The organism is Cesiribacter sp. SM1, from assembly GCF_020178975.1.
GTDB lineage: Bacteria > Bacteroidota > Bacteroidia > Cytophagales > Cyclobacteriaceae > Cesiribacter.
The window spans coordinates 1-17,975 of the sequence record NZ_JAHXBU010000017.1 but is presented as its reverse complement, the minus strand read 5'-3'; the positions used below and the strand labels follow the sequence as shown (position 1 = coordinate 17,975).

Genomic DNA, 17,975 nt, shown 5'->3' with positions numbered 1-17,975 from the left:
AGAGTATATTTCAACTCGTGCCATGCCAGGCACACACAACAGAATAAAGCAAGCTCCCAGCTATCTTACAGCCATTGGCAATGCAGGCAGCTGCCTTTGCGTGGGCATAGCAATCTGCAGTGAATGGCATCTGCTTTATTCAACGGGCGTGTGTGTCTTGACCCGACTCCTGCTTTAGTGGGAGAAGAATGCTGTACAAAAGATGGAAGGCTCTTGTTTTGAGAGAGGCACAAGTGCGGATGCCGAGTGAACTGGCTGGCCGACTTGCTTTCAGAAGAAGAGGATTGGACTTCCGCAGACGCCTGTCAGGGGGAGTTTGCAAACCACCTTATGCTGCTGGAGGAGTAACTGCCTTTGGTGGTGAGCGATAAGGAAAAGCAAGGACAAAGATCCGTGCAGGTGAGTGCTGTAGAGCTGAATAAGTTGAACCACCTAAGAAGCTTCGTTAGGATTAAAGTAATGTCGAAAGCAGGTGCTACGTCCGCATCTGTGAGGTGAATGTGAAGGGTGACCTGATTACTGTTCACATGGCATTCGGGGTAAAGGTGGCAGGAATGCAGTACAGGCTTTTGTATGGAACAAGAGAAGTCACTATCGCACTGTTAACTGAAAAAGGATGCAGTCATACAAGGATAGTATGAGATAGTGATGGCGGACTGGGCCGTAGTAGCGATGAGTGTTGTGAAAGCAGCAGGAGTCAAGGGCCCAGGTTGTTTAGTTTCATCTTTGACACAACCAGTAATGGGATGATCGACTATCATGAAACAAGGTCACAGCCAATTTCCAGAGCCATGGTATGGCAGGCTTACAAGAAAGTAAAAGCTAACAAAGGAAGCGCTGGCATAGATCAGATGGACTGGCAAGCTTTAGACAAAGATCTAAAGGGTCAGCTCTATAAGCTATGGAACAGGCTTAGCTCGGGCAGTTATTTTCCACAGCCTGTCAAAGAAGTAGAAATCAAGAAATCATCAGGAGGCATTCGCAGGCTGGGTATTCCTACGATCTTAGATCGTATTGCGCAACAGGTGGTAAAAACCCATCTGGAGCAGATACTGGAACCTCTCTTTCACCAGCATTCCTTTGGCTATCGTCCTTCAAGAGGCTGCCATCAGGCAGTGGAGAGGGCGAAGCAGAACATCTTTACTAACGATTGGGCCATTGATCTGGATATCAAAAGCTTTTTCGATACCATAGATCATGACAGGCTCATGGGAGCCCTTGCTCATTACTGTAAAGATAAGTGGGTGCTACTCTATGTAGAACGGTGGTTAAAAGCGGGAATCATGCAGAAAGACGGATGCTATCTGGAGCGGGAAAGTGGCACACCTCAAGGTGGGGTCATAAGTCCGCTGCTAGCTAACCTATACCTGCATGTAGCCTTTGATGGATGAATGCAGAAGAGCTTTACAGACAAGTGCTTTGTCAGGTATGCTGATGATATAATTGTACACTGCAAGTCTGAAAAGCAGGCACATTTCCTGCTGGACAGGATCAGGGTGCGGTTAGCATCTTGCAAACTTGAGGTGCACCCTGTAAAGACACAGATTGTCAACCTTAGGGGCTACTCTAGCATTAGATATGCCCGTAGTTTTGACTTTCTGGGTTTCACGCTAAGGCCTCATTGGAGTAAAACCAGCAAAGGCTTGCGACTCATGCCCTATGTAGGCATTAGTAGAAAATCTGTGAGCCGTATTCTGGAGAAGTTCAAGTGTATGCAGATCCACAAATGGAGAAAACCTATTGAAGTACTTGCTGCCAAGCTCTCTCCAGTGATACGGGGCGTGATGAACTACTACCGTGTAGGCGCAGCCAGAGCATCTGTTTACCTGTGGAACCAGCTAAACCTGCGTCTACTCAAATGGGTGAGGTGGGAAAAGAGACTTCCCATGGAAGCTGCACGTAGCTGGCTTAGGAATAAATTTAGGCAGAAGCCTGCTCTTTTTCCGCACTGGAAATTGGTATATCCATAATGTAGCTACTACATTTTGTGACTAAACAACAAGAGCCGTATGAAGGGAGCGGGCCCCGCCGGGACTTTCACGTACGGTTCCGTGAGAACGCGAGGGTGAAATTCCCTCGCGTGACTCGACAAGGATGAACTACAGCCTGGCTGAATGGCTGGAGCCTCCTGTGAATGGCTAAGAACTTTTTTATTCAGTTTTGCGTATTATTACGTATCAATGATGTAAATTTACGTAAGTTGGTTTAAGACTGTATCGTAACAGTGCTGCCTGCTTTTAAAAGACTGTTCAACCGCTGCAGCTTAAAAAGTCTGCAGCCAAACCCTATGCTTATGTACCCTTCCTTAAGTGACGCCGTAATGGACAATGACCTGGCCCTGGTAGACCTGGCCCGGAAAGGAGTAGATGTACAGTACCTGTACCTGCTGGGGGATCAGTCAGGTTTTAGCAAGGAAGAACTGGCCACACTCCTGGGAATGGCGCCAAAGACCATTGATAATTACCGTAATCACCAGAAGCCGGTGCAAAATGATCAGGCAGAAAAGCTGCTGATGTTGCTGCGCCTCTTTGCACGAGGGCAGAAGCTGTTTGGTGAAATAAAAGAGTTTAGGGACTGGCTCTACTACCCTCAGCCTGCCCTGGAGATGCGCCCCCCTGTTAACCTGCTGGATTCTATTTCAGGTATCCGTCTGGTGGAGGAATGCCTTGACAGGATTGAGCATGGATATGCTGCCTAGTATCTCTGTTAAATGATTCTGTACCGCATTACCTTAAAGCAATATGCAAAGGCGCTCTACGCACCTGGTGTGCCGGGGCGCTGGAACCGCCGTGGTGAGCTGGTCATCTACTCCTCGGAAAGCATTGCCGTAGCCGCCCTTGAAAACATGGCTCACCGGATGGGGCAGGGGGGGCTGGGAGCTGATTTTGCCTGCATGCAGATCCAGATACCTGATGCTGCAGGAATCGAGGAGATTCATCCAAACAGCCTGCCCCAGGACTGGGGACTTCCTTCTTCCTACATCATTACTCAACCGATCGGCTCGGCCTGGTACAAGGCCAATGAAAAGCTCTTGCTGAAGGTCCCTGCCGCAACCTGTGCAGGCCAGTACAATTACCTGATCAATAGCCAGCATAAGGATTTCAGAAGCGTTGAAGTGATCGGGACAACACCTTTTATGTTTGATCCACGCTTTAAAAGCATTGATGAGGCTCTGGTAAGGTTCAAAAAAAACTAGCCGGCTGGCCTCTGGTTGCTACTTCGCCCTAACCTAACAAGTTTTGCTTAGCCTGTTTTGCGCCAGCGGATGATGGATTCTGGACCTATCTGCAGCAGTGCAAAGTTTTGCAGTATCAAGAGAGCCAAAGCCAGTTTGTGTTGGAGAAGAACATGTGGGTGTGATTGTTGCTTTGATAAGAGCAGAACCTGCATCAATGGTAGTGCAGCCAATCAGTTACTGAACGTAAGCTGACAGGTGATGCATTTTAAATTAAACCAGATTAAGTACCTATTACTTCACCCCCTGGGAGCATAATAATATAACCAAGCTGCCATTCCCTTAAAGATCAATGCGTGGAAGCCTGCCTGCTTTTTGTTCTTTTTCCAGATATTCGTCAATGGCCCAGCAAACAAAGGTAAGCGCGTTTGTCTGGGCGAATTTAGCGTAAATGCTTACCTTCCTGTGGTAACTCGGTGGCAGCGCTACATTCTTATATCCAGGTTCTTTTTTTTCCGCCTGTCTGTTTTTAGGCTCTCTGGAGCGCCCGGAGCCTTTAGCATGCTCTTCTCTATCAAACGGGCGCCTTTGAGCCACTGGTGTGTTTCTCTGATCTTTATTCCGGTTCTTTTCCTCCTGCTGAAGAGCGGGTGCAGCTGATATAGGTGCAGGCTCTGCCTCCGGGGCTAGGGTCAATGTAGTCTTCTCGTCTGTCCTTTCTGATACCTTCTCTTCCTTCTGCCTGTCCTGGTCCGGGAAAGCCTTTGCTATTTCTTTCTCTATGATCTGCTTTGCCTTCTTCTGGCGTGAAGCATTCATCCTGGCCATTAACTCGTGTTTGTTCGCCATCGGTTAGATTTTAAAGCGGTTTACAAATTCATCCATATAGCGAGAGAACTCTTCATGCACGGGCTTCACTTCATATCCTCCCTCGCTGACATAGCTGGTATAGGTGTTGTAGCGGGAGTAAATAGCCCTCCTGGAAAGGCGTGACTCAAATACCTCAATGCCAATGGACTGGCAAAACTCTTCCATAAACTTTTCCTCTGATCTACCGGCAGCCTGGTTCACAACGCCAAAAACGACCAGCTCCTGGCCTTCTTCTTTAAGGCTGATACGTACCTCTGCCAGCATGTCTACAAAGCCTATGGTACCATAGCGGTCATTTTTGTCGCTTACCAGTGGCACCAGTACCCCATCGCAGAGCATGAGCAGTTCAACGATGCTTGCATCATCAGCACGCCCTGGCATATCAATGAGGACTACATCATAATGGTCTACTACCTTCAGCAGATGATCAGCAAGATGCCGGATGTCTACCGACTGCACCGGGTAGGGGAAATGTCTTTCATCAAATATGAGCAGGTCCTCCTGGCGCGCATCAAAGAGGTTCTGCTGTTTGTCAACATCTAATACCAGTACTTGCTTTTGGTAATCTTTCGCCAGTGCTGTAGCGGTGAGGGCGGTCAAAACAGTCTTTCCCACGCCTCCCTTTTGATTAGAGATAGAAATGACTTTTGCCATTGCTGTATTGCTTGATCGGTTGTCTTGTAATATTGTAAGGTTAGATGCTTGCAATCCTGCAAGGTTTTAACAGTTCAATGTTATAAGCTTCAAGCCTTTAAACTTTACAGACTTTCAATATAAAAATATGACAGGTTTCTAAATTTAGAAAATCACATGCTGATAAATTACAGCTCCTAAAAGTCTTAAAGCTTGTAAGCATGCAATATTGCAAGTTTATAATATTAGCACATATCAAGCTTATATGCCCGATGTAACCTGTTATATCTAGGCATTATCGAATGAACAAGCAGTAGGGGAGCGCCAGCCGCTGCAGCACTTATGGATGGGATGTTCTCTTGATAAAGCTGAAAATGCTTGGTATGGTAAACGATAATCCACGCAGCAAGAAGTAATCTTCAGGACGCAGGTTATGTTAAAATAATTCTTTGTCTTTCAGTGAATTATAAATTCACATGGTGAAAATGTACTTTTTTGAACGGTAACACCCATAACCAAACGCCTGATAATCAAGTTAAGAGCGTTAACGCTAAAGCAATAATTCTCTTGTTGTATGTCCTTGTCAACGCATATTCGGATTCGAACAGATGTGGACGCCAGGGCCGAAACAATGGCAAAAAAGCTGGGGCTGAAAAAAAAAGAGTTTGTGGAAGAAGCAGTCCTGTTTTTTGTGCGTCACAACCTGTCACCCATTAACTTTTCACCTTCTGCTGACTTTGACTTAAGCCAGCTGGTGCAGAAGAGCACAGAACGCATCATCAGTTATATCAAACACCAGGAGCAGGAGATGATTGCTCCTTTGGCGCTGGAAGTCCTGCGAGCTCAGATTGCAGTTCAGGCGCTTATGAACCTCATTATCGATGTAAACATCCCTGCAGAAGAACAGGCATCCGTAGCAAACAAGCTTGAAGAATATATGAATAGTCAAGTAGAAAAGCTCCAGATCCATGCACACCAAGGTCATCAATCCGCAGCTGGACGGGAATAAAGTATATGCCAACACAGGCTCCGTCCATGATCTTGTTGAATACCTTTTGCACGAAGTAAAAGATAAGCGGGAAGAACAAGATATTTTCTTTAACCAGTACAGGGATGGCATCAACGCCAATGTTGTGCAGGAATCCATTGATCAAAATGTGAAGGGACTGAAGTCCACGGAAGAGCGCTTTTACACCATGATTGTTTCCCCGTCCGAAGATGAACTAATGCATATTGGCAATAGTGATGAAAAGCTAAAACAGTTCACCCGAAAGGTGATGGACGATTATGCCAGAAACTTTAAGCTCAAGGATGGTTCTCAACTATCAGGAGATGATCTTTTGTGGTTTGCGGCCATTCATGAAGACCGGGAATTTAAAAGCTGGGAGCTGAAAGACGATACAGACTGGCTAAGCAGGAAAGAGAGGGATGCAGTTGAAAAGCTCCTGGCACAGGGAAGTGAAGAGGCGCTGCAGACTGTTGCATGTATACAGGAGCGGGCCCGGCAAAGAAACAAGGTCAAACCGGCCCGGGAGATGTTTAGGGCAGGAGAGAAGAAGCCGGGGCTCAACAAGCACATCCATATCATCGTCAGCCGGAAGGATAGGGAAAAGCAATGGTCCCTGAACCCCAGGGGCCGAAAGAGCCGCTTCAATCTTCGGCAGTGGCAGGAGGGGAATGCTAACAGGTTCAGGAAAATGTTTGGCTACGCCCGGGAGAACACCTACGATGGCTTCTACTTTAACAAAAAGGACAGGCGCTACTTTGAACAGAAAGTTGAGGCGACAGTAAGGGAGATTAACGATAAGTACATCAGGCGGGAAAAGCTGGATGTGGAGCGCATCAAAAGGACAGGGGCGAAGTACAACTATTCCAGGGCCTTTTTCATCAACCTGGCTAAGCTGAAGAACCAGTACAAGGGGGGTAAGTATTTCATAGACCCTTACTTTTTCATCAACAGGGGCCGTGACATCAAACCAGAGGAGTACGTTCGCCAGGACTTTATGAGCAACAGGGGCAGGAGCCCTCTGGCGCACTCCCCCACGGCCGAGCTGGAGAATGGGTATCAAAAAAGTGCTGGCACCTTTTCCCTTAGCCCTTCTGTAAGAGGGATCATATATGCCCTGGCACAGGGAAGCAGGGCAGGGGGCTTTGTCCGGGAAACCATGTACTTTGATATTCAGAAACGTAAACGCCGGCATCACCTGCAGCAGGAGAAGCGTGAAAGGGAGGGCAAGAATGGTGAATGTGAGATAGACTTATAGCAATCAGATCTGTTTTTTTAGCCTATGCACTTCTACAGAAATATACTGACATTCCTGGCAGTACTTCTCGTGCTTTCGCTACTGCCGCTTATCGGGGACTATTATCTACTTCATCACTATGAGGATACGGTTCCTCTCTTTACAGTGCCTTTCCTGGAGCGCTATGCAGAGGTGATCCCTTATAACAGGACACTAAGCCTGGTTCTTTACTACCTTTTGATTGTAGTGCTGATGCGCATGCCCAGCTACCAGGGCCCAAAGCGTGCTGCAGGACAACTGTCCGGGAAGGTACAAGGAGGAGCACTGCTGCTGTTCCTGCTTTCAGGGGGATGTTTTATCTTTTTTGATAGCTTGGGCCTGGAGATGTACCCCCTTTATCCCCTGCTTTTTGTTGTGGCGCTTATTTCACTGCCGCTGGCTAAAATGCTGTTCCCCCAGCGCAATGTTCCGCATGTATCACTGGTCAGGCGCAAGCGGGTGAAGTGTCCCGATAGCATCTGCCTGGAAACCCTCAATAGTGGCTGGGTAAATGTGGTAGAACCTTTCCGTCACACGCTGATCATTGGCGGATCCGGTTCCGGGAAGTCAGAGAGCCTGGTGCGGCCCCTGATGAAGGCTTTTATAGAAGAAGGATTTTGCGGGATTGTCTATGACTACAAAGCACCTACACTGATCAATGAAATGAATACCCTGCTGATCCAGCAAGAAAGCCGATACCACTATCCTTATTACATCATCAACTTTTCCAATGTCAAAGCTTCACACCGCTTTAACATCCTGCACCCGGATCTGATCATGAATGCCAATTATGCAGAAGAATATGCCCTGAGCATCATCAGCAACCTGAACAGAGGAGCCAATAAGAACAGCGGAGAGTTTTTTACCCGCAGTGCTATCAACTACCTGGCAGCGATCATCTGGTTCTTAAAGAAGCGCCACCCACAGTACTGTACCCTGCCTCATGCGCTGAACATTGCCCTCTTCAAGGACTTTTCTCACGTTTTCTCCATGCTGATGGTGGAGCCGCTGTGTGCAGACCGGGTGATGTCCATCGTTACCTCCCTGGAACAGCAGGCAGAGCGCCAGCTGGCAGGACAGATGGGCACCATCCAGAACCAGCTAACCACCATCAATACTCCCGAGGTGGCCTGGATTTTGTCGGGAAATGATTTTATTCCGAATATCAATGATCCGGAAGATCCCAAACTCCTGGCGATTGGCAATGACCGGCAGACACCCCTGGCACTGGCCCCAGTGATATCACTAATCTTTACGGCTGCGCTCAAAACTATGAATGCAGAAGGGAAGCATAAGAGTTTTGTACTGCTGGATGAGGGGCCAACGCTTAAGATTCCAAACCTTGATACTATTTCGGCTGTTTCCCGCTCTAATAAGATGGCCCTCGTTTACATCGCACAGGATCTTTCCATGATGCATGATCAGTATGGAAGAGAAAAAACCAACACCATTATTTCCAATATGTCAAATCAGTTTTTTGGTCGTGTTAACCTGCCAGAGACAGCCAGGATGATTTCTGACATGATTGGAAAGGAAGAACGGGAACTGATCTCTCTTTCCGAAGGGGTATCAGGCTCTGCTAGCCGCAGCAACGTAAACCGTAATTACTCCCTGTCTGTGCAGGAAAGGGTCATTGTAAAGCCTGAAGAAATCAGGAACTTAAGAAGGGGTGAGTTTCTGGGCAACACCACTGATGAGGGACAAACCTACTTCTGGGGCAGGTTTAAGCATAACCCCTTCAAGGTTTTTTACAAAGTAGAAGATTTTATCGCATTCATCGATAGTGATACCGGGCAAGGTGTTTCCGACCTGAACAGGTTCCTGGAAGAGCACCTGCAGCATATTAAGATAGAAGTCGAGGCAATCATTAACAGTTATCCAAACATCTATCATAAAGTCGAAGAAAGTGAGAGCACGAACCAAACATGAAACAGAGACCAGTGATATAGAACTTATCCTGGCGATGGAAGAAACCCCTGTTAAGCTGAAGGGTAATTACATTGGCTATAAGGTGTTCAATGATAAAAAGGGGCAAAGCTGCTCAATCAATCTGACGCCGATCCAAAGCCTTGTGCTGGCCACCACCAGCCATGATCCCCAAAAGGATATTTATGCCATTGTCATGGTAGAAGGAGGGTGTTTAGAGGCCGTTAATGTTGGGCGGTACAGGCACCTGGATTACTTTATTTTTAATATGCACCACTACAAAACGCTGAATGAGGTGGAGAAGATCAAATACCTGGTATACACTGCCGGCATTCCGGCAATAGATGGTGCTTTTCATATGATGGTGAAGGATATCACTACAAACGAAGTGCTGGGGGATTTCTTTGCCCAGGATAAAACATGGCAGCTAGGTTAACCTTTAACTGTGCAATGATATGAAAGCAAAAGGAAGCCCTTTCTTTATCATGCTAGCCCTGGGCCTGGCCCTTTTTGGATGGGTACGCAGCAGCCTGTTTACGATACCCAAACCGCAGCTAACCCTGGTGCACTGGCCTGGTGATGGTCGTCAGCCCCGTTACTATGAAATAGCGGATTCCAGTAAAATCAAGGTTTTTGGCTCCTGTATACAATTCGAATCTATCCAGGGAGCTCAAGAATCCTTTTGTGGTAACTATAAGGTGCTGGCAGAAAGTAAAGAAAAGAGACAGGCTTCCCCTTGGATGCCCTCTTTTGGCCCGGGCCTGATCGACAGTCCCAACCAGGTGGTGCCGGAGGCACTACCTACAAAAACAGCACTTTTACCTGCAGGGAATCCATGACATTATTAAGCATACAGGAAGCTTATTTACTTATGGGTAGAGAAACTGCTTATGTAACTCTTTTCTCACATTTGATACCTCATCTACCTCCAATGAATATGCTTCGTTTTAAAAATGAATAGGTTAGAATGTGTATGCTAAAGGCAAAAAGCCCAGTCCATTTTATTAACGGCTGGGCTCTTACCGAGCATATTTAAAAATATCGGAAGCAAAAAGATGAAAAAGTATTCCCTAACCTTCCGCTTATACGTAAAGCACATGGCAGGGTTAAGCCCCTGGGGACCTTTTTTGATCGGTATAATGGTTTATTGTCTTTCTTCCACTATCTGGAGTTCTTCTTTGATCTTCCCAATTGTTTCAAAGACAAGATCTTTTTGCAGGGGCTTCTGTACACAGTCCTTCTGCTTAATTCTGTACAAAGTTTCAGCCGCTTTCCCTTGCTTTGCAAAGAGAGCAGCCGGAACCACTGCAAGCATCTTCTTATAGAAGGTGCATGAGATAAGCAGGCTCCTACTGCCAAACCTTCTCATTTCTACCTTTGCTGAAGAGCTTCTTGTCGGAAACCTCTGATGTTGCTGTGACTAGCTGTACTGGTCGATACACCCCTGACGCTACAGTACAAAAGCTTTGGAATCTTTACATTCCCTCTTCAAGCCACGAATCCAAAGGCTTTTACCTGATACCGTGCTTTCTGGCCCACTCTTTTAAGGGGAGGGGCTTATTATCATTATCAGGATAGACAGCATAGATAAACCTGAACTGTTCCGGGGTAAGAAAGATCAACTGGCCACTAGTTCCGCTACCAATAGGATAAACCTTCTCATGGGATTGTTGCAGTACCAGAACATTGTTTATGATCTCTATAAACTTTTTTGCAGCAATCGTTCCTGCTCTGCTGAAATCCCTGAATTGCTCAAAAATCCTGTACTTAACACCATTGATGCTTAGGGAGTGGGTAATGCCATTGGTTGGCGAATACTCTTCCAGTTCATCTTCAACATAGATGGAGATGTTCAACTTCTTTGTAGTGGGTTCTATTTCTGCCAGATATTTATGATAGCCTCCTTGTTCAAACAGTGCTTCGTTGTCAAGGCTGTATAGGCGGTAGTCCTTAGGATAGTGAATACCGTTCTCTAAGGCATGAATTGAAGAGATCATTCCCCATGCTTCATAAGCATTAGAAATCTCCTGCTTGAGAAGTTCTACATCTGAAGGATCGGCATACTGGAAATAGCCCATCGAATCCAGTGTATCAGCTATTTCTATTCCTGAATGCTTTCTGAATATGTTTTTGAATCTGTTCAACATTATATCATTTTTTCTTAATGCTGATCCATGTTTTACATCCCGCTGCAACACCATCAGCTAAGCCTGCAATAGTATCCGCAATCAGCATTCTCTCTGCTACAGTGCTACTGGAAATACAGGCATATCATCAGGATCGACCATAAGAATCTGGCTTTTTCATGATCATTAGCCGAAAAGGCGCATTGTAATCCTTATGCAATGTTTAACCAAGATCTTTAGGGTTCTTTTTTCAATTAGTGAGTGACAAGTTTCAATCCGATGATGGAAGCTATCAGTGTAGTTAAGAACAGCAACCTTAGAACGTTGATGGGTTCATTGAAGAAGAGTATTCCTGCCAGTACAGTACCTACTGCCCCAATACCAGTCCACACGGCATAAGCCGTGCCAATTGGGAGGGTTTGTGTGGCTTTATAGAGCAACATCATACTTACTGATAAACTTAAAAAAAAGCCTGTCATCCATAACATGGCTGTTGCACCACTTGTTTCTTTTGCCTTTGCCAGGCAGGATGTAAAGCCAACTTCAAATAAACCGGCTAAAACCAGGACGAACCAAGCCATAATAATTCTGTTGATTTAATTTCTTAATTCAGATGAAATTTCTGTCCAGGCTGATCTATTGCTCTTGAGGCTAGCAGAAAAATGTTGACAATTAAAGCAACAATGAGGATGATGGCAGACTGAATGGTGAGAATAGAGTTTGTGCTGGCAATGTTGGATTTCGAGGTATCCATTAAGTTTTCGCCCACGCGCGACTGAATCCTTGTGAGCTGTTCCAGATCAGTAATAATGCTTCTGAACAACTCCCTTCCCTCTGTATCAAAAAGTAGGTAAGCCTGGTCTTTGCTGTTTTGGCTGGCCAGGGCAAGTATCCTTGCTTCAAGAACCTGGTATGTTCTCCATTTTGTAATGAGGGTATTAAGGCAAACCACTTCGTCCTCCACAAGGTAGGTTTCCTGGTACTTGGCCAGTAATGAATCGATAGGTTCATACTGCTCCCTGAGCGAAGGCATCTTTGTCTTATCTGCAGAAAGCAAGAAGGACTGTAGCATCATTCTTCTCTCATATAGTTGATCGGCGATAAAAAACATATCTGTTGCCGGTACAAGCCTGTCAGCGAACATTGAAGAAAAACCCTCATCAATTGATCTTAAATGTTGCTTCTCAAGGAAGCTGAAGAGCATGAGGCTTATTAACAATGCAGTAAGGGTTAATGCTATTATGAAATTGTTTTTAAGACTATATAAGATTTTCATGTCAAGTTCTCCTGTCCTTAAGTAAGCAATCTTTTATATGTGTGGCACCCGTAGTTAATATGCTGTTCTCCTTCTTATTGAACAGGCCCAAACCATCTGGCAACGGTTTGGGCCTTGTGCTTTACTACTACAAGTGATAATCCCCGGCAGCTTCAGGCTGATAGAGGACTTTCTCTATGATAAACCTGCTTTTGATACTTTTGCCTGTCCACACAAATTCATCCCCCTGGGAATAACCCAGCATAGCGGCTCCTAAAGGGCTTAAGACGGATATTTTATGATTCACGGCATCTGCTGCATCTGGATAAACCAATTCTATAGAGAGGGCTTTCCCTTGCGAAACATTCCGGATCTCAACCCTGGAGTTCATGGTAATCACAGATGAGGGCACTTTTTTCGAGCTGACGGTTTTTGCTGTACCTAGCTTTTCCGCAATTAGCCTTACATTTTCCCACAGAGAAGTATTGTTGTTGTTCAGCTTAAAAAGACTCATCAGCCTTTTTTTATCCAGTGTTGTTATAATGAGATTATTATGACCTTTCATAAAAAAATATTTAATGGTGCTTAAAAACTTCTAATCCAATAGGTGAGGGGGCAGCTGTTCCCAAATGAGAATATAACATTGAGCTCCATCTTATATGGAGGTCGCTGGAGCTGCTTGGGACAATGAATTTTAGTAAGTAGGGAGAGTGGAAGTTTAATGAGTAGAAAAAGCAATATTTCTACTCACCAAGAAATAAAAGCTTTCTTGGGAAGGGAGTGTCTCTTGTATGTATTGAATAGGTACATTCGCTATCGCGATGGTTATCAATAGACTCGATAGAATTAAGATAGAAAGAAATTGTCTACCAAAAAAGTAGTACCCTGCCTTTCTCTCTCCTGACCCTTTCACTTATGGTGCCAGTAATAATCAACTTGCCATTGAAGTACCACACTCCCCCTTTGTAGTTATCTTCCTGCTGAATCAAGGCGACTCCCTTGCTGACTTAAATTATTCGTATCTTAAACGCTAAACCTTTCTGTGATGATACTTAGTCGCTTTTTAGGCCACGGCACGCGTGTTGCTTTGGATTTGGGGAATAACAATACTGTTTTAACGGATGCTAAGAATTTGCCTTTTAGCGCGCCTTCTTTTGTTGCCCTGAACAAGTCCAGCAAATCTGCACAGGCTGTTGGGCAGGATGCGTACGAAATGCAGGGAAAGATAGGCGCTGGTGTGAAAATTGTGAAACCTCTGAAAGGTGGGATCATCGCGGATTATGAAGCTGCCAGTATGATGCTGGGTATGCTGATGAGAAATGCATATCCCAAACGCGGCCTGTTTGATAAATTTGATCAATTGATATGCGGCATCCCTTACGCTTCCACAGATGTGGAGAGAAGGGCCTTACGGGATGCGCTGGAACAGTTTAAATCCAGGAGTACCACCCTGATCTATGAGCCTATTGCAGCTGCGATAGGAATGGGATTAAATGTTCAGGAACCAAATGGCAAATTTATGGTCGATGTTGGGGGCGGTATCACAGAAATCGCCCTTATTTCCCTATCCGGAATCGTCACTCATCGTGCAGTTAAAGTGGCTGGGGATACTTTTGATTATGAAATCCAGGACTATTTCAAAAGGAAATTCAATGTGGCCATTGGCTTAAAACAGGCAGAGCAACTTAAAATTAAGACTGGAGCTGCTTTCACATCCATTGTAGAGGTACCGGAGCCGGCCTGTGTGGCTGGGAAGGATATATCAACAGGTGTCCCCAAGCTGATAGAAGTAGGACCTATGGAAATTGCCAATATACTCAATGATTCTGTAATCAAAATTGAGGATGCCATTCTACAAACCCTGGAGGAATGCCCACCAGAACTCTCAGGGGATATCTATACCAACGGGATCTATCTGACTGGTGGAAGTTCACTTTTGCGTGGTCTCAGAGAAAGACTGGCAGCCAGGATCAATATACCTATCCATCAGGATCCCAATGCACTGTTTTCTGTCCTGAATGGTATTGCGGGGGTACTTCGTGTCCCTCAGGCTCATAAAGCAGTTTTGTTTAAGTAGGCAGAACCTGACATAAGCTATCCAGGCTTAAGATTCTTCTTCAAGAGACTCTCGATCACTTAAACCGCTAATCTGTGGATTGTACCGCTTATACTGGTATTCCAGGCTTATCCATTTGGCTGCTTTCGTAAGTTTTTTTCCTGCCTCAATTTCATCATAGGGGCAATAATAGGGTTTGAGGGATTCAGATCCTTCTGGAAGGGGGGAAGCAATCAAAAAAAAGTCTCTTCTGCAGTATGGGCATCTCTTGAGTATAGGGAATGTAGCTTGGATGAGCTGCTTTTTACGGTCATGGCACAATAATTCCTGTATGTACTGTTGATCCCCTTTTAGCAGTAGATGAACATATGCATCAGCCGCTTCACTATTTGCAGGTGGATTTACCTGCTCAACTTCCAGTATGTTTCCATATAGGTTATTTATCTCTTGTATTGATTCCCGGAAACGTGGAAAATCAGGTAATGGAATCGTGTGCTTTTCGGTATGCATGAGTAGTAGTTCAATAATTTATATTTAGCACACTTCTGAAATGCCGGTTAAATATCCTGATGATGCCTATTTGTATTAAAGTTTTAGGATTCGCTCCACTACGAATGTCATTCCGGGCCTAACTGCTACAAAATCACCATTTTTCAGTACTCCCTCTGGAATATTCTCTTTGTCGTTCCGATAGGCAACGCTGAATGATTCGCATTTTTTTGCTGCAGCAGCATTGAAGGCTAATGCAATAACTCCGGAGAAGGATATGGTTTTCTCATTGAAAAGCCTCATCCGGCCATTCACAATGATGTTAAAAAACTTGTACTCCCGTATCCTGGGCTTAATGCGCTCTGATGATAAGCTGGTAGGCGGGGGTTGTAATGGTTGTGTCTTCATAAAAAATGTATTATTTAAATGCATGAAGCGAAATGTTCTATTTCTTGCAACTGCAATCAAATAAATAGTAAAACAGCATAGTAGCCGCTCATAAATTCGAGCTTGCTACGCAATTTTGGTGCAAAGACTTTCAGAAAATAGGGGATGGAAGGGTGGTTGAGTAGAAAAGGAAATATTTTCTACTCACCAAGAAATAAAAGCTTTCCTGGGAAGGGAGTGTCTCTTGTATGTAACGAACAAGTACATTCGCAAATGATCAGCTTCCAAGTAATTTGATGAATGCAATATAATAAATATTTTCCGGATTAGGGACAAAAATACCCCTCAAGCGGCATAGGAGACAGAAGGGGAGGTGTTGGCTAAAAAAAGGTGAATTTGTTCTTTAACCGCAACTTAGGCAATGGTCAAAGGCTGGTTACCGGAAATGCCTGCTTTCATTTCATATATTCCGGCTGGTCCAGCCGCTGGCCATCTTTAGAAAAAACAAGCCAGTAATCCCGGGATTCACCATCGAAAGCTACCTGGTAATACTTGTTGCCTTTATGGTGCAGTATTTCTGTATTGGCAATAGGAACTTCAGAGTACTCTTTACTTATGGTGGCTCTCACTGCTTGAGGAAGTTCGGATTCCATAATGTCGTACTTGTACATCATGATCTTTCCATCCCGGTTCAACTTAACCTCATAGGGTATGTTGTTTATGTTGAATTCTGCAATATAAAATTGATCAACGGCTTCCCATTCCAGTATACGAACATCCGGAAATTGATCGGCTAATCCTTTTTTTACAACCTCTGGCACATTTTCAGATGCCAGTTCATTGTCACAGGAGATCAGAAAGAGAGTTAATATTAGCAGGAGCTTATTCACTAACTTTATAAAGAGTCATTTAGGTTTAACAACCACCACGGACAACCTACGACCTAAATCTGTTTTAAATCTGAAGTTATAGTACTGAACAATGGGTTCTCCAGAATATTTTGATGAGTATTAGACATTCGCAGCATTATAATACCAGTTTTGAACAATACAAGAGCAACCTGGAACATGAATTCCTGGGCAACTACTGTTTCATTCAAAACTGGATGTAATTCTAGAAAGCTAATGATGCTTGATCCTGACCATTTGAGTCATAAACAGTTGCAGTTCCTGATTGCTCTTTTCTAGCCAGGTTATCTATTTGATCAGTCAGTCGATCACTGGTCAATTGGTCCCCTTTTCTTACCCTGACGAAGAGTGGTCCATGCTTGTGGGAGAGCGTTGAGATCCAACGCTTCAGGGTAAGCACGGGACAAAGCGCCGGATCAGCGCCGTAGAATATGGCCTTCACCAGGCCTTGCCCCATCTGATCTGTTTTGCTGCGCTTCACTTCCACCAGGATACCCCTTTCATCAAAATGCAGGTCTTCTATATCCAGAGAAATCAGTTCATTTCTTTTTTGAGGGGTAGAAGGGATGCAAAGTCTGAACCTGATCGGCCACCAGGGTTGCTGGTTTGGAGGTGTAGCATTCAACTTACATTACCTCATCAGCGGCAGTATATTTGTTTCGGCGGCTTCCTCCAGCTGATGCGCTAAACAGGCAGCAGACTTTTGCAGATTGGAAAAGCGAGTGCCAGGAAACGTAAACCTAGTTGTTGACATGCATCAAGTAAACAGCTCTGAATCAGAGAACAAGAACAATATACTGTACGACTCTGGTAGCCCAGGCCTACAGTGTCAGGTGGTGCCTTGCTCGAAATCAGCTTTACAGCCCCAGTTTATTGGCAGCATTATGCTGTCTGGCGTCCTCAAAACGGGTATAGCGACGGACCATGGCTTCTGTTTTCTGGCCAGTCTGGCGCATGATTTCCGTGGTGCCGGCTCCGTTTCCCCTGGATACCGTTACAAAGGAGGCCCTAAGGCTATGGGCGGTATAGCGGTCTCCCAGGTATTTCTTGACCAGCAGGCGTACGTACTGATCAGTCAATCGATCACTGGTCAATTGGTCCCCTTTTCTTACCCTGACGAAGAGTGGTCCATGCTTGTGGGAGAGCGTTGAGATCCAACGCTTCAGGGTAAGCACGGGACAAAGCGCCGGATCAGCGCCGTAGAATATGGCCTTCACCAGGCCTTGCCCCATCTGATCTGTTTTGCTGCGCTTCACTTCCACCAGGATACCCCTTTCATCAAAATGCAGGTCTTCTATATCCAGAGAAATCAGTTCATTTCTTTTTTGAGGGGTAGAAGGGATGCAAAGTCTGAACCTGATCGGCCACCAGGGTTGCTGGTTTGGAGGTGTAGCATTCAACTTACATTACCTCATCAGCGGCAGTATATTTGTTTCGGCGGCTTCCTCCAGCTGATGCGCTAAACAGGCAGCAGACTTTTGCAGATTGGAAAAGCGAGTGCCAGGAAACGTAAACCTAGTTGTTGACATGCATCAAGTAAACAGCTCTGAATCAGAGAACAAGAACAATATACTGTACGACTCTGGTAGCCCAGGCCTACAGTGTCAGGTGGTGCCTTGCTCGAAATCAGCTTTACAGCCCCAGTTTATTGGCAGCATTATGCTGTCTGGCGTCCTCAAAACGGGTATAGCGACGGACCATGGCTTCTGTTTTCTGGCCAGTCTGGCGCATGATTTCCGTGGTGCCGGCTCCGTTTCCCCTGGATACCGTTACAAAGGAGGCCCTAAGGCTATGGGCGGTATAGCGGTCTCCCAGGTATTTCTTGACCAGCAGGCGTACGTACTGATCAGTCAATCGATCACTGGTCA

21 protein-coding genes and 2 pseudogenes are annotated in these 17,975 nt (G+C 45.3%); 10 read left to right on the top strand and 13 right to left on the bottom strand.

The window, feature by feature from the left end:
• Positions 1–746 precede the first annotated feature (746 nt).
• The 4 genes and pseudogenes from ltrA to KWJ01_RS03785 all read left to right on the top strand — a co-directional run.
• Positions 747–1,601 (top strand): annotated as a pseudogene (gene ltrA, locus KWJ01_RS03800) (group II intron reverse transcriptase/maturase); the annotation flags it as partial.
• 51 nt (positions 1,602–1,652) lie between these two features.
• The gene (locus KWJ01_RS03795) at positions 1,653–1,970 is read left to right on the top strand and encodes a group II intron maturase-specific domain-containing protein (protein WP_224995097.1); all 318 of its coding nucleotides are present in this window, start codon (positions 1,653–1,655) and stop codon (positions 1,968–1,970) included.
• A 323-nt stretch (positions 1,971–2,293) separates the two neighbouring features.
• Positions 2,294–2,698, top strand: a complete 405-nt coding sequence (locus tag KWJ01_RS03790) for an antitoxin Xre/MbcA/ParS toxin-binding domain-containing protein (protein WP_224995096.1) — start codon at positions 2,294–2,296, stop codon at positions 2,696–2,698.
• Between the two features lie 12 nt (positions 2,699–2,710).
• Complete coding sequence (locus KWJ01_RS03785) at positions 2,711–3,196, top strand: RES family NAD+ phosphorylase (protein ID WP_224995095.1); 486 nt, start codon at positions 2,711–2,713, stop codon at positions 3,194–3,196.
• A 321-nt stretch (positions 3,197–3,517) separates the two neighbouring features.
• Here the strand turns inward: KWJ01_RS03785 and KWJ01_RS03780 are convergent, their stop codons facing one another.
• A complete protein-coding gene (locus KWJ01_RS03780; RefSeq protein WP_224995094.1) occupies positions 3,518–4,024 on the bottom strand; it encodes a hypothetical protein in 507 nt (168 codons plus the stop codon).
• A gap of 3 nt (positions 4,025–4,027) precedes the next feature.
• On the bottom strand, positions 4,028–4,699 hold the full coding sequence (locus KWJ01_RS03775; RefSeq protein ID WP_224995093.1) for a ParA family protein: 672 nt from the start codon (positions 4,697–4,699) through the stop codon (positions 4,028–4,030).
• Between the two features lie 553 nt (positions 4,700–5,252).
• Here KWJ01_RS03775 and KWJ01_RS03770 point away from each other — a divergent pair.
• From KWJ01_RS03770 to KWJ01_RS03750, 5 genes are read left to right on the top strand one after another with little or no spacing between them, the layout of a single operon-like run.
• On the top strand, positions 5,253–5,687 hold the full coding sequence (locus KWJ01_RS03770) for a BfmA/BtgA family mobilization protein (RefSeq protein WP_304502760.1): 435 nt from the start codon (positions 5,253–5,255) through the stop codon (positions 5,685–5,687).
• Positions 5,647–6,942, top strand: a complete 1,296-nt coding sequence (locus KWJ01_RS03765; protein WP_224995091.1) for a DUF5712 family protein — start codon at positions 5,647–5,649, stop codon at positions 6,940–6,942. The genes KWJ01_RS03770 and KWJ01_RS03765 overlap by 41 nt, the downstream gene beginning before the upstream one ends.
• A 24-nt stretch (positions 6,943–6,966) precedes the next feature.
• Positions 6,967–8,889 (top strand): type IV secretory system conjugative DNA transfer family protein, encoded by a 1,923-nt coding sequence (locus KWJ01_RS03760; protein WP_224995090.1) that lies wholly within the window; start codon positions 6,967–6,969, stop codon positions 8,887–8,889.
• On the top strand, positions 8,867–9,322 hold the full coding sequence (locus tag KWJ01_RS03755) for a hypothetical protein (protein ID WP_224995089.1): 456 nt from the start codon (positions 8,867–8,869) through the stop codon (positions 9,320–9,322). The genes KWJ01_RS03760 and KWJ01_RS03755 overlap by 23 nt, the downstream gene beginning before the upstream one ends.
• Positions 9,323–9,341: 19 nt before the next feature.
• A complete protein-coding gene (locus tag KWJ01_RS03750) occupies positions 9,342–9,725 on the top strand; it encodes a hypothetical protein (RefSeq protein ID WP_224995088.1) in 384 nt (127 codons plus the stop codon).
• 305 nt (positions 9,726–10,030) lie between these two features.
• On the opposite strand, the gene KWJ01_RS03745 is transcribed toward KWJ01_RS03750, so the two are convergent.
• From KWJ01_RS03745 to KWJ01_RS03725, 5 genes are all read right to left on the bottom strand, one after another.
• Entirely contained in the window at positions 10,031–10,255 is a 225-nt protein-coding gene (locus tag KWJ01_RS03745; RefSeq protein WP_224995087.1) for a hypothetical protein, read from the bottom strand.
• Positions 10,256–10,397: 142 nt separating this feature from the next.
• A complete protein-coding gene (locus KWJ01_RS03740) occupies positions 10,398–11,033 on the bottom strand; it encodes a hypothetical protein (RefSeq protein ID WP_224995086.1) in 636 nt (211 codons plus the stop codon).
• Positions 11,034–11,266: 233 nt separating this feature from the next.
• Entirely contained in the window at positions 11,267–11,593 is a 327-nt protein-coding gene (locus KWJ01_RS03735; protein ID WP_224995085.1) for a multidrug efflux SMR transporter, read from the bottom strand.
• Between the two features lie 23 nt (positions 11,594–11,616).
• Complete coding sequence (locus KWJ01_RS03730) at positions 11,617–12,288, bottom strand: MCP four helix bundle domain-containing protein (RefSeq protein WP_224995084.1); 672 nt, start codon at positions 12,286–12,288, stop codon at positions 11,617–11,619.
• A gap of 127 nt (positions 12,289–12,415) precedes the next feature.
• Complete coding sequence (locus KWJ01_RS03725; RefSeq protein WP_224995083.1) at positions 12,416–12,832, bottom strand: GreA/GreB family elongation factor; 417 nt, start codon at positions 12,830–12,832, stop codon at positions 12,416–12,418.
• Between the two features lie 480 nt (positions 12,833–13,312).
• On the opposite strand from KWJ01_RS03725, the gene KWJ01_RS03720 reads away from it, so the two are divergent.
• Positions 13,313–14,344, top strand: coding sequence for a rod shape-determining protein (locus KWJ01_RS03720; RefSeq protein ID WP_224995082.1), 1,032 nt, complete (start codon positions 13,313–13,315; stop codon positions 14,342–14,344).
• 27 nt (positions 14,345–14,371) lie between these two features.
• On the opposite strand, the gene KWJ01_RS03715 is transcribed toward KWJ01_RS03720, so the two are convergent.
• The 6 genes and pseudogenes from KWJ01_RS03715 to KWJ01_RS03690 all read right to left on the bottom strand — a co-directional run.
• Positions 14,372–14,833: a hypothetical protein gene (locus KWJ01_RS03715; RefSeq protein WP_224995081.1), complete on the bottom strand. Its 462-nt coding sequence runs from the start codon at positions 14,831–14,833 to the stop codon at positions 14,372–14,374.
• A 75-nt stretch (positions 14,834–14,908) separates the two neighbouring features.
• Positions 14,909–15,220 (bottom strand): multiubiquitin domain-containing protein, encoded by a 312-nt coding sequence (locus tag KWJ01_RS03710; protein ID WP_224995080.1) that lies wholly within the window; start codon positions 15,218–15,220, stop codon positions 14,909–14,911.
• Between the two features lie 434 nt (positions 15,221–15,654).
• Complete coding sequence (locus tag KWJ01_RS03705) at positions 15,655–16,089, bottom strand: PepSY-like domain-containing protein (protein WP_224995079.1); 435 nt, start codon at positions 16,087–16,089, stop codon at positions 15,655–15,657.
• A 223-nt stretch (positions 16,090–16,312) separates the two neighbouring features.
• The gene (locus KWJ01_RS03700) at positions 16,313–16,732 is read right to left on the bottom strand and encodes a hypothetical protein (RefSeq protein ID WP_224995078.1); all 420 of its coding nucleotides are present in this window, start codon (positions 16,730–16,732) and stop codon (positions 16,313–16,315) included.
• Positions 16,733–16,964: 232 nt separating this feature from the next.
• Entirely contained in the window at positions 16,965–17,507 is a 543-nt protein-coding gene (locus KWJ01_RS03695) for a site-specific integrase (RefSeq protein ID WP_224995077.1), read from the bottom strand.
• Between the two features lie 232 nt (positions 17,508–17,739).
• Positions 17,740–17,975, bottom strand: a pseudogene (locus KWJ01_RS03690) (integrase); the annotation flags it as partial.